Origin of the sequence: Candidatus Micrarchaeum sp., assembly GCF_016806735.1 — an archaeon.
Taxonomy (GTDB): Archaea; Micrarchaeota; Micrarchaeia; order Micrarchaeales; family Micrarchaeaceae; genus Micrarchaeum_A; species Micrarchaeum_A acidiphilum_A.
The window spans coordinates 603,368-625,670 of sequence record NZ_CP060530.1 but is presented as its reverse complement, the minus strand read 5'-3'; the positions used below and the strand labels follow the sequence as shown (position 1 = coordinate 625,670).

24 protein-coding genes and 1 tRNA gene are annotated in these 22,303 nt (G+C 42.8%); 18 read left to right on the top strand and 7 right to left on the bottom strand.

Annotated features, from left to right (window positions below; translation table 11 throughout):
• Positions 1 to 3: 3 nt before the first annotated feature.
• Complete coding sequence (locus tag Micr_RS03335; protein WP_203134267.1) at positions 4 to 357, bottom strand: hypothetical protein; 354 nt, start codon at positions 355 to 357, stop codon at positions 4 to 6.
• Between the two features lie 5 nt (positions 358 to 362).
• Complete coding sequence (locus tag Micr_RS03330) at positions 363 to 818, bottom strand: peroxiredoxin (RefSeq protein ID WP_203134266.1); 456 nt, start codon at positions 816 to 818, stop codon at positions 363 to 365.
• A 176-nt stretch (positions 819 to 994) separates the two neighbouring features.
• Between Micr_RS03330 and Micr_RS03325 the strand changes: the two genes are divergently transcribed.
• Positions 995 to 1,405: a hypothetical protein gene (locus Micr_RS03325; protein WP_203134265.1), complete on the top strand. Its 411-nt coding sequence runs from the start codon at positions 995 to 997 to the stop codon at positions 1,403 to 1,405.
• 115 nt (positions 1,406 to 1,520) lie between these two features.
• Here Micr_RS03325 and Micr_RS03320 read toward each other — a convergent pair whose 3' ends face one another.
• From Micr_RS03320 to Micr_RS03305, 4 genes are all read right to left on the bottom strand, one after another.
• Positions 1,521 to 1,811: a hypothetical protein gene (locus Micr_RS03320; protein WP_203134264.1), complete on the bottom strand. Its 291-nt coding sequence runs from the start codon at positions 1,809 to 1,811 to the stop codon at positions 1,521 to 1,523.
• A gap of 181 nt (positions 1,812 to 1,992) precedes the next feature.
• Positions 1,993 to 2,190, bottom strand: coding sequence for a hypothetical protein (locus Micr_RS03315; protein ID WP_203134263.1), 198 nt, complete (start codon positions 2,188 to 2,190; stop codon positions 1,993 to 1,995).
• On the bottom strand, positions 2,187 to 2,795 hold the full coding sequence (locus Micr_RS03310) for a hypothetical protein (RefSeq protein WP_203134262.1): 609 nt from the start codon (positions 2,793 to 2,795) through the stop codon (positions 2,187 to 2,189). The genes Micr_RS03315 and Micr_RS03310 overlap by 4 nt, the downstream gene beginning before the upstream one ends.
• Before the next feature lie 34 nt (positions 2,796 to 2,829).
• Positions 2,830 to 2,904, bottom strand: a tRNA-Glu gene (locus Micr_RS03305).
• Between the two features lie 78 nt (positions 2,905 to 2,982).
• Here Micr_RS03305 and dcd point away from each other — a divergent pair.
• Positions 2,983 to 3,522 carry a dCTP deaminase gene (dcd, locus tag Micr_RS03300; RefSeq protein ID WP_203134261.1) on the top strand — a complete coding sequence of 180 codons (540 nt, stop codon included), beginning with the start codon at positions 2,983 to 2,985 and terminating at the stop codon, positions 3,520 to 3,522.
• Between the two features lie 55 nt (positions 3,523 to 3,577).
• Positions 3,578 to 4,231 carry an alpha/beta fold hydrolase gene (locus Micr_RS03295; RefSeq protein ID WP_203134260.1) on the top strand — a complete coding sequence of 218 codons (654 nt, stop codon included), beginning with the start codon at positions 3,578 to 3,580 and terminating at the stop codon, positions 4,229 to 4,231.
• A gap of 107 nt (positions 4,232 to 4,338) precedes the next feature.
• On the opposite strand, the gene Micr_RS03290 is transcribed toward Micr_RS03295, so the two are convergent.
• Complete coding sequence (locus tag Micr_RS03290) at positions 4,339 to 4,629, bottom strand: PRC-barrel domain-containing protein (protein ID WP_203134259.1); 291 nt, start codon at positions 4,627 to 4,629, stop codon at positions 4,339 to 4,341.
• A 486-nt stretch (positions 4,630 to 5,115) separates the two neighbouring features.
• Between Micr_RS03290 and Micr_RS03285 the strand changes: the two genes are divergently transcribed.
• The 15 genes from Micr_RS03285 (at position 5,116) to Micr_RS03215 (ending at position 22,295) form a co-directional block, all read left to right on the top strand.
• Entirely contained in the window at positions 5,116 to 6,030 is a 915-nt protein-coding gene (locus Micr_RS03285) for a transcription initiation factor IIB (protein ID WP_226803584.1), read from the top strand.
• Positions 6,031 to 6,034: 4 nt separating this feature from the next.
• Entirely contained in the window at positions 6,035 to 6,553 is a 519-nt protein-coding gene (locus tag Micr_RS03280) for a hypothetical protein (protein ID WP_203134257.1), read from the top strand.
• Positions 6,554 to 6,671: 118 nt separating this feature from the next.
• The gene (locus tag Micr_RS03275) at positions 6,672 to 6,914 is read left to right on the top strand and encodes a TRAM domain-containing protein (protein ID WP_203134256.1); all 243 of its coding nucleotides are present in this window, start codon (positions 6,672 to 6,674) and stop codon (positions 6,912 to 6,914) included.
• 213 nt (positions 6,915 to 7,127) lie between these two features.
• Complete coding sequence (gene psmB / locus Micr_RS03270; RefSeq protein WP_203134255.1) at positions 7,128 to 7,769, top strand: archaeal proteasome endopeptidase complex subunit beta; 642 nt, start codon at positions 7,128 to 7,130, stop codon at positions 7,767 to 7,769.
• Between the two features lie 67 nt (positions 7,770 to 7,836).
• The gene (locus Micr_RS03265; protein WP_203134254.1) at positions 7,837 to 9,801 is read left to right on the top strand and encodes a beta-CASP ribonuclease aCPSF1; all 1,965 of its coding nucleotides are present in this window, start codon (positions 7,837 to 7,839) and stop codon (positions 9,799 to 9,801) included.
• Positions 9,802 to 9,816: 15 nt separating this feature from the next.
• Complete coding sequence (locus Micr_RS03260) at positions 9,817 to 11,337, top strand: hypothetical protein (RefSeq protein WP_203134253.1); 1,521 nt, start codon at positions 9,817 to 9,819, stop codon at positions 11,335 to 11,337.
• Positions 11,338 to 11,435: 98 nt separating this feature from the next.
• Positions 11,436 to 11,840 carry a hypothetical protein gene (locus Micr_RS03255; RefSeq protein ID WP_203134252.1) on the top strand — a complete coding sequence of 135 codons (405 nt, stop codon included), beginning with the start codon at positions 11,436 to 11,438 and terminating at the stop codon, positions 11,838 to 11,840.
• A gap of 13 nt (positions 11,841 to 11,853) precedes the next feature.
• On the top strand, positions 11,854 to 12,870 hold the full coding sequence (locus tag Micr_RS03250; protein ID WP_203134251.1) for a hypothetical protein: 1,017 nt from the start codon (positions 11,854 to 11,856) through the stop codon (positions 12,868 to 12,870).
• 9 nt (positions 12,871 to 12,879) lie between these two features.
• Complete coding sequence (locus Micr_RS03245) at positions 12,880 to 13,596, top strand: hypothetical protein (RefSeq protein WP_203134250.1); 717 nt, start codon at positions 12,880 to 12,882, stop codon at positions 13,594 to 13,596.
• An 8-nt stretch (positions 13,597 to 13,604) separates the two neighbouring features.
• Positions 13,605 to 14,690: a helicase HerA domain-containing protein gene (locus Micr_RS03240; protein ID WP_203134249.1), complete on the top strand. Its 1,086-nt coding sequence runs from the start codon at positions 13,605 to 13,607 to the stop codon at positions 14,688 to 14,690.
• 1 nt (position 14,691) lies between these two features.
• Positions 14,692 to 15,327: a hypothetical protein gene (locus Micr_RS03235; RefSeq protein ID WP_203134248.1), complete on the top strand. Its 636-nt coding sequence runs from the start codon at positions 14,692 to 14,694 to the stop codon at positions 15,325 to 15,327.
• Positions 15,314 to 16,015, top strand: a complete 702-nt coding sequence (locus Micr_RS03230; protein WP_203134247.1) for a hypothetical protein — start codon at positions 15,314 to 15,316, stop codon at positions 16,013 to 16,015. The genes Micr_RS03235 and Micr_RS03230 overlap by 14 nt, the downstream gene beginning before the upstream one ends.
• 426 nt (positions 16,016 to 16,441) lie before the next feature.
• The gene (locus Micr_RS03225; protein ID WP_203134246.1) at positions 16,442 to 18,688 is read left to right on the top strand and encodes an ATP-binding protein; all 2,247 of its coding nucleotides are present in this window, start codon (positions 16,442 to 16,444) and stop codon (positions 18,686 to 18,688) included.
• Between the two features lie 41 nt (positions 18,689 to 18,729).
• Complete coding sequence (locus Micr_RS03220; protein WP_203134245.1) at positions 18,730 to 19,689, top strand: NAD-dependent epimerase/dehydratase family protein; 960 nt, start codon at positions 18,730 to 18,732, stop codon at positions 19,687 to 19,689.
• A gap of 38 nt (positions 19,690 to 19,727) precedes the next feature.
• On the top strand, positions 19,728 to 22,295 hold the full coding sequence (locus Micr_RS03215; protein WP_203134244.1) for a M1 family metallopeptidase: 2,568 nt from the start codon (positions 19,728 to 19,730) through the stop codon (positions 22,293 to 22,295).
• Positions 22,296 to 22,303 lie beyond the last annotated feature (8 nt).

Here is a 22,303-nt window from a genome sequence, read left to right as displayed (position 1 = left end):
ATCTTACTGCCTGTTGTTTATTTTCAATCCTACCAGGTACTTCGTAGCTCCAACTACTTTTCCTTCATGCATCTCTATTACAGGCACCTTGAAAAGCCTCCTGTAAAACCCATCGTAGAGAACTGCATAAGCCTTTTTCAGATTATCTTTGTCCTTTAGCCCGCTGTCGTAGAATATCCTGTAATATCTGGCTCCTGATTTCTTTATAATCGGAAGCGCAGATTTCCAGTTTTCGGCATTGGGCTTGGAATTCAGCGCCTCTACCACTGAATCGGAATCTTTTTCCTCCTTCCTAGAAACCGAAGCCTTTCTTGTGCCAGTTTTTGCTGTTGCTCTTTTTGTTGTTTTTCCCGACATTTCTATCACTTTGCCGATTTTAAAAACTCTATTACTTCAGAGGCGTGGCCCTTCGGGCTTACTTTTTCGTATATCTTGGCTATTTTGCCGTCTTTGCTTATTATGTACGTATTCCTCAGCGTTCCCATGCCAAAAATGCCCCTGTCTCCATAAGCCCCATAACTCTTTATCATTTCGCTTGAGGGATCGGAAAGCAGCAGAAATTCCAGGTCATATTTTTTCTTGAACTTGTCATGCGATTTCAGGTCATCCTTGCTGACTCCGACAACCTCGGCACTAAGCTTCCTTATATCGGAAAGCTTTTTGTTGAATTCATTAGCCTCTATAGTGCAGCCCGGCGTGTTGTCCTTAGGATAAAAGTACAGGACAAGGTACTTTCCATTGAATTCCTTAAGCGCATGCTTCGATCCATCAGAACCTTCAAGATTGAAATCCGGGGCCTTGTCTCCTTCTTTTAGCATTTTGACACCGATAATAATTCAACTTCTAAAATATAAATCTGTTGCAAGCGGGCATTTACCCTACCTACAATCTTTGCCTGCTCAGCCTCGTGAGACAATCCAAAATACTCCAAAACAAATAAATATAATGTATTCGGATTGCTAATCAATAAACGGCAATCAAGAGGCACAATAAAATGGATAAATATCAAAACAATGCGTCGAAAAAGCTTTCTGCCAAAATGGAAATGACCCTTGTAGTTACCATGCACTGCATAGAAAGGCTCAGGGAAAGGTTCATATTTTTGCGTGAGGCTGACGAAAGTTCGGTGATGTCAAACCTAAATTCCCAGCTCTCGGAAGGCATACTATACAAGGATGGGTCAAGCGGGGCTTTCATGCTGGGATTCGAGGGAGTTAACTTCAGGTTCGTAGTCGTAGATACAAAAGACGGCCTGTACCGTGCCGTTACGTTCGAGCATTCTATAAAATACCCAAAGAGCGGCAAGTCTGCCAGCATAAAATACGTGCACTGGGACGATGTTTATTCAAAAAATCACGATGATAAGCTTTTGAGGAAGCAGACAGATCCTGAATATTTCGAATAAGTATCAAGAATGCAAAATAGGGATCGTGCCCACTACTAAACGCAACAGTCAATCCAAGGAGTTATCCATCAACTGCTTTTAGGACATCAAAAAGGAACACAAAGCCATTGCAAGTTTAATCATGGTGCGGAATAATTGCTATGACGAGGCCGAAAAGCATGGAAGTGCCCCCTATGACAACTTTCGTAAGGCCTCCGGTTCCTTCCAGGGCTCCATCCGCAAGTGACAACAGCCCGGCTGTGCATAAAATGCCTGCGACCACTCCGCTGGTTACCCTTGTAGAAGCCGAATCCCTTGATTTTACTCCCTCTTTCCTAAGCGTTAGCACTGCAGGTTTCTGAGTTGCTGATACTGCATTGCTATCATCATTTAAGGCAGACGTGTTTTTCGAACGAAACTTTTCCATAAAACCACCCTCTGGCTTGATACAGCTTAAAAATACGATATATTTATAATACGCTGTTTCTGATCTGGTGGCCATTGCAATGCAGATAAAGCGAATACAGCGATCATTTATGCTTCTATATAACCCAAATATCAGATGCTTTCAACGGGATTAAGCCAGCTCTACAGTATCGTAGCCATCGCTACGCCTTTGCTCTTTTTAGCTTCAGTTTCCTGTTTGACTTATATAAACTGTCGATTATAGATTTCTGGCGCTTGCTCCAGTCCTTGTTGCTTTTCCTTTTTATCCATTCGGCACGAAGCTTTACGAACTTTAGGTTGTCGTCTGCATTGCGCTTTTTTTCTTTTGCCAACTCTATAAGCAGACTGCTTTTTTTCATATCCCATTACCTAATACTCTTTTGACTACTCCTGTTTTTATATCTAACTTTTTTATGAAGTTCTCTAATTCCTTATTGTTTATGTTTTCCCTGAATATCGTGTATAAATGTGCCGCATCCTCATAATCCTTGTCGCTTCCTAAGTAAAGTTTGTAAGCTATCTGCAGTTCTATGGGGCTTATTCTTATTCTGCTCTTTCCCATATCAACAACTATGCTGTTGTTTAAAGCGTACCAGTTAAGCTCGTTTTGGGGGAATTTTATTTCAAAATTCGGATCAAAGGTATCTTTCTCTGCGAATCGTATTGAGCTTTTTTCATTAAGGATTTCATACGCGTCCTTAGCACCTTCGGCGTTTATGCAATAATATTTTTCCGAATGAGTTATCTTATTGAATAAACTTGAGAAATCCTTCAAGTTCATGGGCTTTATAAAAATATCTATATCTTCGGTATGTCTATCCATGCCGAAAAGTATTGCAATGTAACCGCTTACTATGACATAGTCAGAATCAATGTGTGATAAAAAGTCAATCACCAACTTGTCAAGCACGGTTAGCTTTTTGCCTACATATTTTATCCTATCCTTGCTATATACGTATTCCATTCCTTATATTTAACTCCTGGAAATTATAAATAAGTGCTCCCAACGAGATTTGAACTCGTGTTACAGGGTTGAAAGCCCCGTGTCCTTGGCCGGGCTAGACGATGGGAGCTCGCCTTTCTATTAACAAGCGATTATTTAATAAAGATAATTATATATGCCTTTTTAAAAAAGATTTCATGGTGTTTGTTTGATACTTTCAGACTATGACATAAACGGCATGATACAGATGAAAAGGCTCATCATAAGGCCTTTTTACAACGACATGGTGCGCGAGAACGGGATAGACATGCGCTTAGCCTCAGAAATAGCGCACCACAAGGACATGGGCAGCGATTTCGTCATGGATCCGATGTCAAGCAATGAAGATATTAAAAAATGCTTCAAGATAAAGCGAAACGTCAAGGAAATGGTTATAGCATCAAGGGAGCAGGTTCTGCTAACCACTTCAGAATACATGGAAGTTCCGGACGACGTGGCCGGGTTTGTCGAGCTGAGAAGCACATGGGCCAGGCACGGCCTTTCAATGCCGCCCACGATAATTGACGCCGGGTTCAAGGGAACGATAACGCTCGAAGTGATAAACAACGCCCCATATGCAATAAAGCTGAGGCCAAAACAGAGATTCGCCCATATAATATTCGTCAAGCTGCAGAACAAGACTGGCAATACCTATGCCGGCTTCTACAAGGGCCAGCGCGGTATAAAGCTCCCGCAGGTGCTGAAATAAGCGCTGCGATAGTCAGATGCCATGATTACACATTAAAAATGGTTTGGCTGCTTTGGTGATTGAAACGGAAGGCAGTATAAAAGTTGGTGACAAAAACATAGAAATTGATACTGCCATAAGGGAAGGCTCAAAACTTAACATAATATTGGCGCACGGGAGCAGTATCGATATGCACTACAGCCTCATGCAAAAGCTGTTCGATGCATTAAGTGCCGAGTACTCTGTTTTAAGGTTTAATTTTTCTTTTGTTGGAGGAACCGATGAGCAGAAAATGGATTTCGATAAGAGCAAAGGAGAACTTGAAGCATGCATAAGGCACATGGGATCAAAAGATGTCGTGATAGTTGGCAAATCCCTCGGTGGCTACATAGCCACGCTTTTTGCCGGCAGGAAGGATCTTGGTGTTAAGGGCGTCATATCTATGGGTTATCCAATGCATGAAATGAACAGGCCAAATGACATAAGGCACGAATTTTCCCATAAGCATCTTGAGGGGGCGTCACTGCCTGTGGAGTTTATAATTGGAGACTCCGACCCTATGTGGAACGTAAAGGATACGCCTCCGATATTTGCCAATTATGCCATACACGTAGTGCCAAATGCTAATCACTCATACAATCCGGTAAAACCTGGAGTTACGAAAGAGGAAAACGAAGAAAAAGTTGTCAATCTCGTAAAGCAGATAGTGGCAAAATTCGCAAACAAATAAGGATTTGTAGCATCTCCCGCAAATAAACAGCGTGGGATTTTTATTTAATTCAAAAACTGAAAATCGAAAAGAAAAAGATCACAATTCCGAAAGGAAAACGGCCAAACTCATCTGTTGGCCAAATCCGAAAGTTCTACGCTTGAAGATGGGCTGTTCTTAGCCGCTCCGCTTACCGCAGAAACGAGCACAACGTCGCCTATGTTCTTTATGTTCTTGAAAAGTATGCTTTTTTGCTGGAGCATGCGCCTGACTTCGTCTTCGCTTGCATTCTTCCATTCCTCCATCATTATTCTGCTTACCTCTCCCCTCTCAAGGTCCACTATCGCATCCTTGACTTCGCCAAGGTACTGCCCGTTGTCGCTGTATATGTCGAGGTTGTACATTTCCGAAACACGCATTCTGATCACCTGATATCCTTCTCAATTAAAGTTTTAAATAGTTTCCGTAAAACTGCCTTTAATGGAAGCGTATTGCCGAATAAGCTGCGCCCATCCTGAGCTACGCTTTATAACGGCTTTTTACCTGCGCAACAAAATGTAATCCGGACTACGCAACCTTATAGAAAGATTTAAATATCTATTCTAGCAGTATAATATTGCTTTTTTTAGAAAGCTTTAAAAGCCTATTTGTATGGTGAAACGACACGGAGGTTAAATCTTTCGAGATAAAAAGTACAAAAGCGCTTGAACAAGGTAGATAGAATGCCAAATAGCAAAAATAAGAAAACCGAGAAGAATTCCGGAAGTGCGAACAAGTCCCAGAACGTGAAGAAAATAACGATAACAAATAACAAGCTGAATGTAGACAACGGGTCGCAGGAGGCAAAAGTGCAGAAGCAAAAGAACCAGATAGTTCCTGCACAGCCAAGCCAGCACTCATCGGCAATGGCGGAGATAAGCAAAGTGTGCCCGAGCTGCGGAAGCACCGATTTAATATACGATACTGAGAGGGGAGAGCTCGTATGCAACAACTGCGGCCTTGTGATAGAGGAAAATATAACGGACACCGGACCGGAATGGAGGGCATTTGACTCCGACCAGAGAAACTCCAGGGCAAGGACTGGAGCGCCAATGAAGTATACCAGGCCTAACAAGGGCCTTGTCACGGAAATAGACCTTTACAACAAAGACATAAGGGGAGTCAGAATCCCGTCAAAGAGGCAGGCCCAGCTTTACAGGATGAGGAAGTGGCACAAGAGGGCAAGCATAGCCAGCTCAAGCGAGAGGAACTACCTGATAGCTCTTCCTGAGCTGAACAGGGTCTCGAGCTACCTAGGGCTTCCCGAGAACATAAGGGAGAACGCAGCGCTTCTGTACAGGAAGTGCGTGCAGAACAACCTCATAAGGGGAAGGCCTATAGAGACTGTTGTGCAGGCTGTAATATACGCAGCATGCAGAAAAGCTGGAATGCCGAGGACTCTGGACGAAATAGCAAACATATCCGGGCTGCCTAAGAAGGAGATAGGGAGGGCTTACAGGGCCATATCGCACGAGCTCGGCCTGAAGATACCGCTTACAGATCCGGTCAGCTATGTGCCAAGGTATGTCAACGCGCTCAAGCTCAGCGGCGAAGCACAGGAGAAGGCTGTGGAGCTGCTCCACGACGCGATGAAGAAGGGCCTGGTCTCCGGAAGGAGCCCAACAGGCGTGAGTGCTGCGGCTGTATACATTGCAGGCGCCCTTGCGGGCGAGCGCAGGACGCAGAAGGAAGTGGCGGATGTTGCAGGAGTCACGGAAGTCACGATAAGAAACAGATACCGCGAGCTCAAGGAACAGCTTAACATAGACGTAAACCTATGATGCCATGGTAGAGAAGAAAACCGTAGCAACAATATCGCTTGCCCTTTTTATTCTGGGCGCGGTATTGCTGGCCTACGGGGCGTATTACAACTCAAGGCTCGGGATAAGCCTGCAGCAGGCTACGCCCTCTCTAAACGGCAACAGCATAAACGTTAGCATAAACAAGACTGAGGCACTGCTAAGCATAGCCAACAGGAGCAGCTATCTCATCTTCTACCCGAATCTTGCAAAGCCGTATTCTTACTTAGCCAAGGCCAAAAGCATAGCAAAGGAAGATCCTGGCCTGGCGACAACGCTGCTGGCAATGGCCGACAACGACACGCAGCAGCAGATAGCGCATCTTAACAGCTACAGGTACGGATCCCTGTGGGTCATGATAATACTTACGCTTATAAGCGCCTATGCTCTATACAAGATAGTAACATACAAAGACATTTCAGGCAAAGCAGGCCAAGCAAAGGCAAAGCCTGCCGTGCCCGGCCGCAAGCGCCGGGGCTCGCCGCACATGCGCAAAAAAGAGTGAAATACAAAAAGCTGCAGATTAAGCTTTTAAATCTTCTACGCACATATCACTATGGATGGGAATAAGTGACGTGTAGAGGTTACTCTTTACCCGTCCTGAAAAGAATCTGGGTGGAAAAATGGTAGACGAAAGGGCAATAGAAGAAGGGATGGAACTGGATCTGAAGGTGGAGGCCAAGGGCGCCAGGGGCGAAGGCATAGGAAAGGTAGGCGACTTTGTGATATTCGTCAACCATGCCAAGACAAGAATTGGCAACATATACAAGGTAAAGATAACGAAGATGCACAGGACGTTCGGCTACGCAGAGCTTTCCGGCAGCGCCGAGAAGTTCATAGGGAACGGCAGCGTTATAGAGCTATAAAAAATCGACACAGCAAGCCTTTTATAGTTAACCTATGAAAATTTAATGGCCAGTTTTTTTGTGAGCCTTGTTTTTCGGCTTTGATTATTTTACATAATAACTGCAAGTGTGTTTGTTTGGATGAATTTTGCAATGGGTTTGTTTACCTGCAGGCAATGATTTTGCAGGATAAGCAGTAATGCCCATCTGTTTGCGTTAAACCGAGGCGAGTTTATGGATGAAAAAGATATGAAAAGATATATGAAGGGAACGACTACAGTAGGGATAGTGTGCTCTGACGGAGTTGTGGTTGGAGCCGATTCTAGGGCTACTATGGATACGTTCATAGCAAGCACCGAAGCAAGGAAGGTCTGGTCTATAGATTCGAACCTTGCAATGACAATAGCCGGCGCAGTGGGCGACGCGCAGGAAATAATAAGGATACTTAAAATACAGAACGAGATATACAAGATGAACGAGAGCAGGCCAATGTCTCCAAAGTCCGCAGCTACGCTGCTGTCGATAATACTGCAGGAGAACAAGATGATGCCGTTCTACGTGCAGCTCATAGTTGCTGGAGTTGACGATGACAACAAGGGCTACGTCTACAATCTTGACGCGCTCGGAGGCTTTACAGAGGAAAAGTTCACATCCACGGGAAGCGGCTCATTGACTGCGCTTGGGTACTTGGAAGAGACATACAAGCCTACGCTGACAATAAAGGATGGCATAAAGGTAGCAGCCAGGGCTCTTAGCATCGCGATGAGGCGCGATTCGGCCACTGGAAACAACATAACCGTTGCTTCGATAACAAAAGCCAACGGGTATGTAGAGTATACTGGAAAGGAACTGGAAAAGGCAACGGCTCAGAAATGAGCCATGCTGATTCAGCCTTTCGGAATGCAATCAATTAGGGTGCTACTTGTTTTACTGAAGTGATTTATTGGAAGACAAAAAAACAGAGAAAGATACATCAAAAGAGCGATCAGAAGAGCTTTTCAAAAAGATACAGTCGCTGTTGCCTAGCGAGGCCGGATTTTCGAAAGCCGAGTTCGAGGGCCCTGACATCATAGTCGTAGTCAAGAACATAAAAGCGGTTTACCAAGACGAGAACCTGGTGCGCGACATAGCATCAGCCATAAAGAAAAAGCTCATAATACGCAGCGAGAATTCATCCCTTATGGCTCCTGAGAAGGCCATGGAGGTGGTAAAGCAGCTCATACCGAAGGAAGCCAACGTTACCAACATAAGGTTCGTTCCGGATTTTGCCGAGGTTTACATAGAAGCCCTTAAGCCTGGACTTGTCATAGGCAAGGGCGGCTCCACGCTGAAGGCCATAGCCACTGAGACGAGCTGGGTTCCCAGAGTGCTCAGGACCCCAACTATGGACAGCGAGACCATAAAGGGAGTCAGACAGCTCATGTTCAACGAAAGCGATTTTAGGAAAAAGTTCCTGAATACAATAGGAAAGAACATAAATCGCGTTATAACGAAAAGCGAATGGCTGAAGGCAACTGCCCTTGGCGGCTTCAGGGAGGTTGGCAGGAGCAGCCTGCTGCTTGAAACGCCCCATTCGAAGGTAATAATAGACTGCGGAATAAGCCCTGAGCCTGGAATAAAAGGCCTGGACGCCAACGCCAATTCGGAAAACAACAAGGCTTTTCCGTATCTTGACAGCGCCAACTTCTCGATAAACGAGCTAGATGCCGTAGTCGTAACCCACGGGCACATGGACCATATGGGCTTCATACCGTATCTGTTCAAGTACGGTTACGAGGGCCCGGTATACTGTACACCTCCAACCAGGGATCTTGCAGCGCTGCTGCTCAATGACTACATAAAGCTGGTCCAGAGAAGCGGAGCCACTCCACTGTATTCGGAGAAGGACGTTCGCAAAATGCTTACGCACATAATAACAAGGGACTATAATGAGGTAACGAACATAACCGACGAGCTCAAGCTTACATACCACAATGCAGGCCACATACTCGGAAGCTCAACGGTTCACATGCATGTCGGGGAAGGAATGTACAACATAGTGCATACCGGGGACATGAAGTATGGCTTCACAAGGCTTTTCGACCCGACATCGACGCGCTACCCGCGCATAGACTCTCTTTTCATAGAGAGCACATACGGAGGGCCAAGCGATATAACCCCAAACAGGCACGATGCCGAAAAGAACCTTATGGATACGATAAAGAGGACCATAGACGGTGGAGGCAAGGTTCTGGTGCCGCTGTTCGCAGTCGGAAGAAGCCAAGAGCTGCAGCTGGTGCTGGAAAGCTACCTGACCGGGGAAAACAGCCCTTACAAGCTTGACGTTCCGGTGTTTCTTGACGGAATGATACTCGAGGCAAGCGCCATACACACCGCTTATCCGGAATACCTGAAGGAGAACCTCAAGAACAGGATACTGAGCAACAGGTCGCCGTTCGAAAGCGACATATTCGAGGTTATAAAAGGAGAGAGGGAGGAGGTCTTCGAAAAGGGGCCTTCCATAATACTCGCTAGCGGAGGAATGATGAACGGAGGAGCTAGCGTGGAATATTTCAAGAGGCTGGCAGACGATCCTAAAAACACCCTTGTATTCGTCGGATACAACAGCGCAGGCTCCATGGGCCGCAGGATACAGAACGGGGTCAGCGAAGTGCCTCTTCCGGACGAAAACGGAAAGCTTGTGCCAATAAAGGTCAACATGAACATAAAAACAGTTGAAGGTTTTTCCGGACACAGCGACAGGCACCAGCTCATGAGCTTCGTGCAGAAGCTGAGCGCAAAGCCGAAGAACATATTCACAATGCACGGAGAAGAGCAGAAATGCGAGGATCTCGCAAGGACTCTCGGAAGATTGGTACATGCAGATGCAAGGGCTCCAATGAACCTTGATTCCATAAGGTTAAAATAAAAATGGCTGGTATGGATGCCAAACAGGGATGTAGAAAGGGCGTTAAAACCTGTCGCCCTTGCACTGTGGCTTTTTCTGGCTGCAATGTTCCTGGCATACTTTACCATTACCAACAACGCGTACTTAATACTGTACGCGTTTCCCTTATTCGTAATCTTGGGAGTACTGTCAGCATTCAGCGATAAGCTCTCCACCTACGAAATCGTAGGTGCTCTGGCTTTCATAATCGCTGGCTCTCTTCTCTATATGGGAAAGAGCATCTCGGAGTACTACGGCATATTTTCCATCGCTGCCTTTTTTGCAGTATATATAATTGACATGAAAAGAGAATACAAGATATATTCCTATTTCGTCCTTGCGCTTCCAGATCTGCTGTATTTGCTGGGATTTTTTGCAAACCTGAATTTTGCAATAAACACCGCAATAGTTGGATACTATCTGCTCATAGGCGCAGTCATATCAATATTTATAAGTACTGCTTTTGGAGAGTCTAAACTTCATAAAATACGCAAAAGATTTTCACCATCAAAAAAAACCGTACAAATGATGCTTTATGCTGCCATGGTTGTTGCCATGGTTCTTATCATAGCGCCAATATGGCCTACAGGGCCCTCGCTGTCTCTGGGCATGTTTCCGCATGCAAGGATAAGCATCAATGACTCTCTTTTTGAGCATCAGCCCAATTCTTCAACCGTTTACTATCCTGTCGAAGTAAATTATTCTGGGCTTTCTAGCTATACTACAGCAAACCTGTCAAACATTCAGTTCTTCTATGGGAACGGGCAAGAGATAAATTCAACATTAAGCCAGATAAACGAAACGAACGACTATGTTGCCAATCTTTCCCTGAATATTGCTTCACCAGAATTCACCAAAGGCATATATGCTTATTTTATGCCTTTTAACTATTCCAACTACACTACAGTAAGAGCGATCCCGTTGAGCAATACTTCTGCAGTGGCAAAATCTGCCTTCGGTCCAATCAGCTATTCCGGAGACTATGTAAAAAGTAATGTCGAAATTCCTGTCACCTCAGTAGAAAACGGTACAAAAAAAGTAAAGATGTACGCATTTCCATATTACACGTTCGATTCTTTCTGCGCTCCCGGCTTTAATATAACCTACAAAGCATCGCTATCGTTCAGCTCGAATGCAAGCTTTTTCGAACTCAGAAACGCTTCGGATTTCATAAATGGCATAAGCATAAGCGGCCAATCAAACTATTCGAATTATAAAAAAAGCATTTCGAAATACAGCTTTGGGAAGTTCATGAATACTAAAGAAGTAAATATAAGCTTTTATACGAACAAAAGTTGCATGTTCTACATTGTATTGACAAACGGAACTACGAATGTAAACGGACACATATCGTATGTATCCCACAGAGTACTTAGATACAGAAACGCAAGCGTAGAGCTCCCGAACCTGTACATGAACATTTCGCATTACATATCAAACAAATACACTTTTCTCCAGGGAGGTTTATCCTATCTAAATTCCGAATACCTTAACTATTCTGCGAATAAATCCAAATAATTCAGAAATCTAATGCCTATTTCCTACGCCTTACTTGTATAAAAGTATTTAAATATTTATCTAAATAAAATACTTGTATAAAAGTAAAAGGTGTAGACATGCCAAAAATTCCTAGATATGTAAAAGCACTAGCTAGCAAATTGCTCAGGATCAAGCATCTGCTTATCCTGCTTTTCGTACTGCAGATATACCTGTTTTCGATAAGCAACGGTGCTTCTCCAATGCTCCTGAATTCGAATACGATAGGCATCGTATCTGAATTGACATACATCAAATCTGTGCTTTCGCAGGTAGGCCCTATCCTTGGCGCGGTTCTTTTCATAGTTGCTGGGGTATTCTATGCCGTAGGCCAGGTAATGCCTCCGGACAAGAGGGCCAATTTCCATACAGCTTCGATAAATATCATAATCGGGGCAATAATAATAAGCCTTCTAAGCGTGGCATCAACCTCTCTCGCAGTTGCATCTTCGCATCTGCTCGCCAATTCCGTGTCTACAACATAAAGCGTGCGGCCGAATGTACGGATACGAAATAGGTATTACAATCGTTTCGATAATGCTGGCAGTGGGCGGAATCATATTTGGGCTTGGGTTCGCATTTGACAACAAAAAGCTCAAGGATTTCGGCAGGAACGAACTCATAGAATCGTTTATAAATGCCGCAATTCTTGGAATTTTAATAATACTGTTTCTTCCAGGTGGTTTTGTAACGGAAATTACCAATTCCATAGCATATGGGGTTTCTGGCAATTCTGTCAATGCATGCACAGGTCCATACAACTATAGCTATGCAATATGTTTTTCGGAAGGTTACCTAATGGGGTTGTCCGGAGTCACAATAAACGGCCATCAATATCCATCGTTATTTGACCTGTCGAGCGGGTCGCTTCTTGCAATAAGCAGCTTATATGCTGTTGCAGGGCTTATTTCCTCGCTGCATCTGAGCATTGGCTTGGCATCGATATCATTTAACAACCTGTTCAAGCCGTTCCTCATGCAATTGGGGGATATAATAGAACTCCTCACGCTTTCAGTATTCAGTATATTCTTGCAATATTCAGTAATCAAAGTAATTTCATATGTAGCTATACCTGTGCTATTGCCTTTGGGCATGGTTCTCCGCACCCTTTATCTTACCCGCAGGCTTGGCGGGGCAATAATGGCTATAGCGATAAGCCTTTTCGTGGTGCTGCCAATGTCCTATATGCTTGATGCATCTATGGTTCAAAGCTATTCGCAAACTTCTACTTTACAATTAATAACCGCAACAAAATCTAGCTTGAATGGCCTGTATTCCTATAATCAATCTTCGCAGCCAAGCAAAGAATCAATAAGTTCCATTTTCTCAAATGCGTCTTCCATACTCTCATCCTCTGAAAATTCAATACTGTATGTTTTCAGGCAGGTGGTGCTGATAGTGGTTGAAGTGATAATGTTTCCAATCTTCAGCGTAATTCTTACCATAATATCTGCAAGGGAATTTGCTAGGATACTCGGAACAGAAGTGTCCTTTTCAAGGTTTGACGTGTTTTAAGGTTTTGAAATGAAGATTAAAAATGCACTAAGAAGAAACGAGAACCTGATAATGCAGGCTGGCATCGCTCTGCTTATAATCGCATTTATGCATAATTACTGGCCAATGGCACTACTGCTCGGCATAGCCTATGCACTTTTGATAATAGACACCAAAGCCAACATAATTCATTCCGAGCGGTTACTTGGCGTTAACGGCAGCGATGGCAATATAATTGAAGGAAATGACAAGTTATGTCTACTTAGCAGATCGAACAATGGATACACTGCAATAGCTGCTTCATCTATAAACGGATCCGGAAATGGGAAACTGGACAGGGATAGTATGGAAAGCATAATATCCAAAACAGAATTTCCTTTCAGGTTCATGGCATCTGTCGAAAGGGTCAATTTAAAAAATTTCATGGAAAAGCTGCAGACACAGAAAAGAATAAAAGAGATACAGCTTTCGCGCCTTGACAAATCCTCCCATAAGTCCGCAATGGTGGAGGCAAGGCTCAGAGCCGAAATAAGCCACCTAAGCGCTGAAATAGAAGACTTCGTATCTGGCGGAACTCCAGTAAACGTCCATTATTACGTTATAGTGTCAGAGTACGGGGATAACGCCTATGCCGCACAGAATTCTGCAAAAATGGCCATAAAGCAAGTGTCTAGCCTATTCGATTCGGTACTTGGTTCAACCTCAAAGGTTTTGAAGGCTTCTGAAATAATCCGGGCCATCCATTAGTGGTAAAAATGAAAAATATAATCCCTGTTGGATCTCTTGTTTCTAAAATCCCCTTCTTTGAGCCTTCGGAGCCGCAAAATTCCCTAGAAGAGTTAGAAGAAGCTGTTTACATAGGCAAAACCCAAAAATACCGTGATCCGGTATTCTATGTAAGAAAGAGCCTCATAAATCCGCATATTGCAATACTCGGCACTTCAGGGTCTGGAAAAACTAACCTGATGCTAAACCTGATAATGAAATTCTCATCAATTGCAGGCAAGCGCATTATAATATTAGATTGGTCTGGGGAATACGCCGGAATAGCACATGCATTGGCATTATCCGAATCCGAATCGAAAGCAGGATTTTCAAAATCCAAGGGCCAATACCTTAACCTGTCAAAATTTGAAGCTGAGGCGAAGCTGTCAAAGGCTACACTGTTGCTATCTCAAATTCTTGACTGTATGGGTTCAATAGGCAGCATGGACATGTCAGTGTTTGTTGATGAAATATGGCACTTTTTAGGAAATCCTGATACCAAAGTCCAAATATCACGAATATTCAGGGAAGGAAGGAAATACGGGATAGGCATAATAGCCGCAACACAACTTTTAGGAGACGTCAACAACGAAATAATCTACAATGCCGGTACTATATTCCTGTTCAAGATATACGGAACGGATAACTTGAATTCGCTTAAATCGTCAATGCTGTTGGAAGAAAAAGAGCTTATAGCTCTTCCGGAGTTGGAAAGGGGATCGTTTTACTGCATAATGCTAAGCCTTGGCGGAAAGGTAAAAAAGTCAGCTATAAAGCACATACAAAAATTCGAGATAGGTTTCTGTACTGTGAAGTGTGATTCCATGGAATATACCCTTACTAAGCGTTCGATAATGGAAGCTGCCGAACATGCATTCGGAAAGGAGATAAGCGGAAAACTCGATTTCTTAATAGAAAGCGAGCTTAGATCCATCTCCATAGAAAAGATTGTCCGCATGCTCATTGATAATGGCTGCACCAGGGAAAAAGTAATATATTTCATGCGGAAGTTGGGAATCAAAGACATTATTATCGCGGCATCGATTAAACACACATTGCAAAAATCTGGTGCTTGAAATGAAAAAAGATAGTATGGTTGCTGAGAGAAAAATAAACGTAAAAGCCGAACGCCTTGTTTCTGGAAATGAATTGATGCGTGTCATGTCTTTCCTACCAAATGCAAAACTTATTTCAAGAGGGAACTATTACTCGTTTGACCTGGATTTGGGCACAAAACCTGCAAAACTGCAGATCGATTTATATCGTGACAGCATTTCACTGGAATTCAAGTCAAGATCGGCTGAAGATTTGAGTTTGTGCGACATTTCAATTCTTACCCTTTCAATACTGGCATATCTTAAAGATTCTTACTCTGCAAAGCTGGAATCGCTTTACCCGATTCTTATGGACTCGTTAAGAGGTGTGAAAAAGGACAATCCCGATGAAAGCGAAAATGAATCGGCAATTGAATTATATAAAGAAATCCGAAGAAGCAACATTGTACTATCCGAAATCGCAATCAAAAAGATACGCGAGAACGCAATAAAATCAACGGACTTGTCAAAATTCTCGAATCTTTTTCAGTCAATATCAAAGGCATACTGGAACGATGACAACGCCATAAGCAGGTTTTGCACCTCTTCAGGAGTCGAGATTGAAACGGTAAAATGGGCCATTGGCTATAAAAGGGTGCTTATCGATGAATCTATCTAGCAATGAATTGTTGTCGTTTGCATTGCTTTTTACGGCATCTGGATTCATTTTGCTCCAATATGGCATGGTGCAGGGATTGCTTTTCATTGGGCTATCTGGACTGTTCATGCTATTTTTTATTTCATCCAAGATAAACGCAAAGGACTCGGTTAAGCTGTATTCTGATTTGGACAAAGTAGGATGTTACTTGCAATTTGGCGAGGGAAAGACTTCAAGTTTTGAAGAGCGAAGCATGGCGATACTCAAGGAAGAGGCATATGGCATCAATGCAACTTACAACATGCTGCCATTTGAAAGCCATGTGCCTGCATTTGGAGCAGCAACATATTCTGATTTCACTACAGTAATATGTGGCAATTTCATAAGCTGTTCAAAAAACTTCAGAAAATCTGTAGCTTCAAGGCTTGCATATGAAAAAAACCTGGCTTCTGGCGTATACATTAACAAAAAAAATCCCAAGAAAATATTAGAAATTGCCTCCTATATGGACTTTAGCTCTTTTTTGAACTGCACTACGTCAAGGATACTTTCAAACAAATTCAAAAATGGTTTGCTAAATATCGTTGCATGCAGAAAATCAGACTATGCAGAATTTGACTCGCTTATCTCTACATTTTCAAGAAAGGGGGCCTTATGCTCGCTTATGTTCGAATCTCAAAGGTTGATACTTCATGATGCTGAAACCTAACACGTCATTACTGTATACGCTTGCCGATTCAGTCTGTTTTTTGGTGGCGATAGCTTCAGTGCTTTACGGATATACTGAGAAACGTCAAATAAAGGAAATGATCGTATCGCTGTTGATAATACTATTCGGCATTTGGATGCTCATAGGTGCCTAAAATGCTCGCAAACATATCACGGTTATATGGGGGTTCGAAAAAGGGCACGCATACGGTAAGGGTTACACTGGCTCTATCAATTTTTTCCTGTTGGCTTCTATCCACCCTTTCAATATTCTCAGGGATTAAGGCATTTGCGGTACCAATCGTAGTTTTGATTCTGATTTCTGCCTTATGCTCTAACGCAATTCTAAGGGAAAAATACTTGCGGGCCGCCAGTACATCGCTTTTGGTATTAATGCTTTCATTGCAACTTTTGGTAGTGATTCTGCATGCCTGAATCAAACTTATTCAAATTCGATGGCGTCCCAAGCGACGGATTCAATGGCCAATTGTTGTTGGAACGCATATACGCAGACGGTTTTGCGGTTTTATACGATTTCGAATCAAAAAGCACATTCATCAAACTAAACTGTGAAAACCCGTCTGAAAAAATAAATTTAATATCAAGCACTATGGACGGGCTCTCGTTTTCCCTAGCAAATAAGCAGCTTGCCTTCAAAAAAGCGTCCGTGTGCCTTTTTTACAAATCAATAGAATCAATCAGGGAAGATCTATTCTCTGACGTATTTGACATAGGGGTAAGATCCGGAGTTTTTGGCATAGTGTTTGTGCCTTTGGTCACCTCAGAACTTGGAAACGTAAAGGCAGAGATGGAAAAAACACTTAGCTCTATGCCAAACCGCTTTAACTCAACATGGAGAAATTTTCTAAATTTGGGAAACAGCGATTCAACTTCGTTTCAACATGAAATTTTTGACAACTCCGAAGAATCAGGAATCCTAAAAGAGGCGCTAGAGCAAATAAACTTTGCGATAATGAACAATGGTGTATCATATAAAATAGCCCTATTCTACATCGTGGATCAAGAATACACGGATAAAATTTCGGAATATGTGCATTCAAAGGCACTTGTGATGGGGAATGCAGAGATAAACACGAATAATATAACGGAGGTCTTCGATTATGTCAATAAAACAAAAATGATACCTTTTGGAAACTTAGCTGCGGCCAAGCTCCTAAAGCCCTATGGCAATTACGATCTGAAATATGTGATTAATTCAAAGCCCTCATTTTCTGAATCCGGAATTAAGGTAGGTTCGGTAAAATACTCGTCTGCCGATTACTATAAAGATATAAAGATGCCCAAAAACCTTTTCAACCTGGGCTTTATAATAAGCGGCCTTCCAGGGACAGGCAAAACGAGCGAAGCTATGGGCATAATATCGCAGCTAAGCAAGCAGGAAGAAAAACCTAAAATAGCCGTAATAGCTCCAACCGACGAATGGGCTAATTTCGGCAAATCGCATGGCATGCATGTAATAAAAATATGCTCCGATGGGGTTCCAATAAACTTTTTCATTCCTCCGGAAGGGGTAGAAATTAAAAGATTTTACCAGGATCTATCAATGCTGCTTGCGTCAGCTTCAGAGTCTGGCCCTTATCAGAAGCCGCTTGAGAAATGCCTGCTAAACGCATTCAGGCGTTATTATTCCAACAATAAAGCGATCGATCCCATATCAATATACAAGGAAATAAGCGAATCGATAATAGAGCTTCACGGAAGCAGAAGCAACACCGGAGTAAAATATACAAAGCATGGCGAGAACATAAAATCCTCATTGGAAGGCCTAATAGAAATACTCCAATTTCCGGAATATTCTGGCAGAGAATCAATAAGCATTGGCAAATTGCTGGAAGACGGGATAATATTCGATGTTTCGGAAGTCAGCGTCCAGATGAAAAGCTTTTTTTATGCACTGATATTAAATCAGCTGTATTCGGAAACCTCAAAATTTGATACTAAAGGAGACGGAAGTCTTCGCATGCTCATATGCGTTGAGGAAGCCCAAATGCTTTTCAAGGACCAAAAATCTGCAACGGTTATGGACATACGCTCAAGGATTCAGGATTTCAGGAAATTGGGCGTGGGTCTAATGCTATTAGTCCACAGCATAACCGACATAGACCAAGATATCAGAAGGCTATGCCAATCCAAAATCTATCTCAAGCAGCCTACCGATGTGGCAAAAAAGGCTGTAGAAGATCTTGTATTTTTCAATGTGGAAGAAGAACGAATAATAGCCAAGCTAAAACATCTGGAATCCGGTTTCGGCGCGTTGAACTATATGGTAGAAAGGGATGGCTTAAAACTGTCTCCAGACACTTTATTCATAAAAACCATCGGGTATAACGAAATAGAGCCTGAAATCCATCTACAAAAAATCCAGGGCGTTCCGGATTCACCAGAAAACGGCTCAAAATCAAAAAGAAGCCCTAAATCGATAAAAGCCAACGTATCTATAACTATGCAGGAGCAGAAAAAAGTCCCTGCTTACGTCCGCCTTTGTTATCTGGGTACGTTTATGAAAGAAGATCGGATAACTTCAAACAAGATGAATATCGAATACACACTTATAAAATCCAGAGAGTATACCTTGGAATTCCTCAGCGACCATAAAAAATTGATCAAAAGCATAGAATTTAGGGCAAGCAGGCAAATACAACTAAATTTATGACCACTTTTTATAATTTCTTTTTTAAAAGAAATCGTGTTGGAATGGAGTCGAAGAAAATAATAGTTACTGGTGGTGCTGGTTTTATAGGGTCGAATATGGTTGAGCTGCTTTTAAAGGAAGGCCATTCGGTTGAAGTTGCGGATAATCTGTCATCAACAGGTGACGACAGATTTCTAAAACCTCTGTACGAACTTGGAGACCTAAAATTAACGAAAATCGACATAACAAAAAGAGAGGAAGCCTTAAAGCTGAAAGCCGATTCAATAATACATTTCGCTGCAAATTCAGATGTACGGCACGGTTTTGAAAACCCTGAAAAGGATTTTGATTCTAATATACTTGGCACCTTCAATATCCTGGAAACAGCGCGAAAGAACGGGATAAGCGATCTGATGTTTTCTTCAAGCTCTACTGTTTTTGGGGTTGCAAAAGTTCTGCCTACTCCTGAAGAATATGGGCCGCTACTTCCCATATCATCATATGGCGCTTCAAAGCTTAGCGATGAGGCAATGATAAGCGCATATTCAAATTATTACGGGATAAAGTCAACAATATTCAGGTTCGCAAACATAGTTGGCAAGAACTCTACACACGGCGTAATATTCGATTTCATAAAAAAACTTGTCAAGGATAGCAAAAAACTTGAAATACTTGGGGATGGAACGCAAAGAAAATCGTATTTACACGTTTCCGATTGCATAAGGGCAATGGTTTTCTCGCATGAAAAAACCAAGGATCTTGACGTTTACAATATCGCAAATGAAGGCACCACTTCCGTAATGAAAATTGCAGACATGGTTATAGAGGAAATGGGTGCAAAAGGCGTTGAAAAAATGCTGGTAAAGACTGAAGACGGCGGCGGCTGGAAAGGTGACGTAAAAGTTGCTGAACTGTCTCCTGTAAAGCTATACTCAAAAGGATGGAAAAACACTTATTCAAGCGACGAAGCAGTAAGGAAGGCAGTAAAGGAAACCATCGAACAGCTGGGCTTAGGCAGTTGATGTTTAAAATTCTAAAACCATGTTTATAGGGTGTATATATGCAATCAAAATATCAAAAAACCAAAGCAAGCGCGAACAGGCTAGGGGACATAGTGAAGCCAATTAACTACAAATTATTTTTTAATACTGACTTCAAGAACTTCGTATATGAAGGGACGGAAGAAATTCTGGTGTCAATATCAAAACAAACAAATTCGATAAAAATAAACTCCAATAAAATAAAGTTCAAGCATGCAAAAATAATGTCAAGCGGTTCAGAACAGGATTGCAGCGTAAAAATCGACAAAAAAAATAAAATCACAACATTAAGCTTCAATAAAGCAGTTTCGGGCAAAGCCACACTGATTATAAATTTCAGCGGAATAAACAACGAAGACATGTACGGATTTTACAAAAGCGAATATACCAACCAGAAAGGCGCAAAAGAATATATCCTTACGTCGCAATTCGAGGCTGCGGATGCCCGCGCAGCATTTCCGTGCTTTGACGAACCTGGCTTTAAGGCAACGTTTGATGTCACGATGGAAATACCTAAAGAGATGCGTGCAATCTCAAACATGCCGGTAAAATCGGAAACTATAAGCAATGGCAGGAAGACAGTCAAGTTCATGGAAACGCCTAAAATGTCCTCATATCTGCTCTTCTTAGGCGTTGGAAAATTCGAAAGCGTAAGCACAAGCCTGGGCAAGCTAAAGATAAATGTGCTGGCAACTCCTGGCAAAAAGCAGCTTTGTTATCTGGCGCTTGGCTATGCAAAGAAATTCATTGCATTTTATGAGGACTATTTTAAGATAAAATACCCTTTGCCAAAAGTGGATTTGATAGCAATACCGGACTTTGCGGCAGGGGCAATGGAAAACTGGGGAGCAATAACATTCAGGGAAACCGCAATGCTTGGAACTGAAAAGGATTCAGCCGTTTCGTACAAACAGCAAATAGCAGAAACCGTAGCGCACGAACTTGCCCATCAATGGTTTGGAGATTTGGTCACGATGGAATGGTGGAATGACCTCTGGCTTAACGAAAGCTTTGCAACGTACATGAGCTTTAAGGCTATGGAAGCAGTTTTCCCTGAATGGCAGATGGACATACAGTATTTTGATGATGTGATAGCAACCGCATTTTCTGCGGATTCTTTGATCCATACTCATCCAATAAGCGTAGATGTTTCAACTCCTGAAGAAATAAACGAAATTTTTGATGAAATAAGCTATGAGAAAGGCGGCACATTCCTGCACATGCTTGAGGATTTTGCCACCCCGGAAGTGTTCAGGGCAGGACTGCACGGCTATCTAAAAGAGCATTCGTACTCCAACGCGACAAAATATGACCTCTGGAACGCGATATATGAAGAATCACTCAAATCGTCAATGCCAAACGGCAAGTTCATAAAAAAATTTGCGAACACGTGGCTCGACAACACCGGCTATCCAATCATAAAGGTGAACGATGGGCAGAAAAGGGCAAGGCTTAGCCAGCAAAGGTTTGTAATATCAAAGCCTGTTGGCTCAAGTATCGACTCGCAAAAATGGATAATCCCAATAAAATACCTAAGCGGAAGCAAGGAGCGCTTTGAGCTGATGACTAAAGACAAGCTTGAAATAGCGCATGCTGAAAACGATATTCTAAAGCTGAACTACAAGCAGGATTACCTGTATAGGGTAATGTACGAAAAGCAAGGGCTGGAGAAGCTGGGCCATGCAATAAAGTCTGGCAAGCTTTCCGGCTTGGATGCGTGGGGTATCGAAAATGATCTCTTCGCCCTAATGCGTTCTGGCAACGTAAAGGCAATAGATTATATCGAATTTGTAAAAGGCTATTGCATGGGCGTGGGCTATCCGGCCATTGCATCGATACTCTCGCACATAGACTGGCTCGACTTCATGCTTTATGGCACCAAGCTGTACGACGCGGTAAAATCGCTTGGTCTTGCCTTTGCTGGGGAAATACTGAAAACTAAAGGCTGGAGCAAGAAAAAGAACGAGAAGAACATAGACTCACTGATTCGTTCCCATTCAATAAGGCTTCTTGGCCAACTCGGAAATCCGGATGTAATCAAAAAAGCAAATTCGATTTTCTCCAAATCTGCTTCAGGCAAGGAGGGCATAGATCCAGACCTGCGCTCTTCAATCTATGCGACTTGCGCAGCAAACGGGGGTCAAAAGCTTTTTGAAACGGTATTAAGCATGTACAAAAAAGCAAAAAATCCGGAAGAAAAAAGGCGCTTGTTGCAGACTTTTGGCTATTTTGCGGGCAGAGAGGAGATAAGCAAAGCGCTCAAGTTCTGCATGTCTCCTGAAGTGAGGCTGCAAGATTCTTTCGTAATACCTGCAGTGATGTCCGGGAATCCAGCGGCATTCAACGCGCTAGAGCAATGGACATACGACAGCTGGCCCAAGCTCATGGAAAAATATGAGATAGGCACCCACATGCTGCCGCGCTATATAGACAACCTTTCCATGTGCAGCAGCAAAAAGCAGTATTCAAAGGTCGAGAGCTTCTTCAGGGCTAAGGGCAATTTCAGGGGGGACATAAAGATATCACTCCAAAAAACGCTTGAGCGCATAAAGGCCAATTCCACGTTCCGCTCAAAAAACGGGATTTGAAAGCGTGA

What these genes read in the sequence shown, in the direction of transcription:
- Micr_RS03235 (WP_203134248.1), top strand. Translation starts at nt 14,692, where the DNA reads ATGAAAAAAGATAGTATGGTTGCTGAGAGAAAAATAAACGTAAAAGCC.
- Micr_RS03280 (WP_203134257.1), top strand. Translation starts at nt 6,035, where the DNA reads ATGGTAGAGAAGAAAACCGTAGCAACAATATCGCTTGCCCTTTTTATT.
- Micr_RS03325 (WP_203134265.1), top strand. Translation starts at nt 995, where the DNA reads ATGGATAAATATCAAAACAATGCGTCGAAAAAGCTTTCTGCCAAAATG.
- Micr_RS03220 (WP_203134245.1), top strand. Translation starts at nt 18,730, where the DNA reads ATGGAGTCGAAGAAAATAATAGTTACTGGTGGTGCTGGTTTTATAGGG.
- Micr_RS03225 (WP_203134246.1), top strand. Translation starts at nt 16,442, where the DNA reads ATGCCTGAATCAAACTTATTCAAATTCGATGGCGTCCCAAGCGACGGA.
- Micr_RS03240 (WP_203134249.1), top strand. Translation starts at nt 13,605, where the DNA reads ATGAAAAATATAATCCCTGTTGGATCTCTTGTTTCTAAAATCCCCTTC.
- Micr_RS03335 (WP_203134267.1), bottom strand. Translation starts at nt 357, where the DNA reads ATGTCGGGAAAAACAACAAAAAGAGCAACAGCAAAAACTGGCACAAGA.
- Micr_RS03320 (WP_203134264.1), bottom strand. Translation starts at nt 1,811, where the DNA reads ATGGAAAAGTTTCGTTCGAAAAACACGTCTGCCTTAAATGATGATAGC.
- Micr_RS03255 (WP_203134252.1), top strand. Translation starts at nt 11,436, where the DNA reads ATGCCAAAAATTCCTAGATATGTAAAAGCACTAGCTAGCAAATTGCTC.
- psmB (WP_203134255.1), top strand. Translation starts at nt 7,128, where the DNA reads ATGGATGAAAAAGATATGAAAAGATATATGAAGGGAACGACTACAGTA.
- Micr_RS03275 (WP_203134256.1), top strand. Translation starts at nt 6,672, where the DNA reads ATGGTAGACGAAAGGGCAATAGAAGAAGGGATGGAACTGGATCTGAAG.
- Micr_RS03285 (WP_226803584.1), top strand. Translation starts at nt 5,116, where the DNA reads ATGGCGGAGATAAGCAAAGTGTGCCCGAGCTGCGGAAGCACCGATTTA.
- Micr_RS03260 (WP_203134253.1), top strand. Translation starts at nt 9,817, where the DNA reads ATGCCAAACAGGGATGTAGAAAGGGCGTTAAAACCTGTCGCCCTTGCA.
- Micr_RS03315 (WP_203134263.1), bottom strand. Translation starts at nt 2,190, where the DNA reads ATGAAAAAAAGCAGTCTGCTTATAGAGTTGGCAAAAGAAAAAAAGCGC.
- Micr_RS03290 (WP_203134259.1), bottom strand. Translation starts at nt 4,629, where the DNA reads ATGCGTGTTTCGGAAATGTACAACCTCGACATATACAGCGACAACGGG.
- Micr_RS03330 (WP_203134266.1), bottom strand. Translation starts at nt 818, where the DNA reads ATGCTAAAAGAAGGAGACAAGGCCCCGGATTTCAATCTTGAAGGTTCT.
- Micr_RS03310 (WP_203134262.1), bottom strand. Translation starts at nt 2,795, where the DNA reads ATGGAATACGTATATAGCAAGGATAGGATAAAATATGTAGGCAAAAAG.
- Micr_RS03250 (WP_203134251.1), top strand. Translation starts at nt 11,854, where the DNA reads ATGTACGGATACGAAATAGGTATTACAATCGTTTCGATAATGCTGGCA.
- Micr_RS03215 (WP_203134244.1), top strand. Translation starts at nt 19,728, where the DNA reads ATGCAATCAAAATATCAAAAAACCAAAGCAAGCGCGAACAGGCTAGGG.
- Micr_RS03230 (WP_203134247.1), top strand. Translation starts at nt 15,314, where the DNA reads ATGAATCTATCTAGCAATGAATTGTTGTCGTTTGCATTGCTTTTTACG.
- Micr_RS03245 (WP_203134250.1), top strand. Translation starts at nt 12,880, where the DNA reads ATGAAGATTAAAAATGCACTAAGAAGAAACGAGAACCTGATAATGCAG.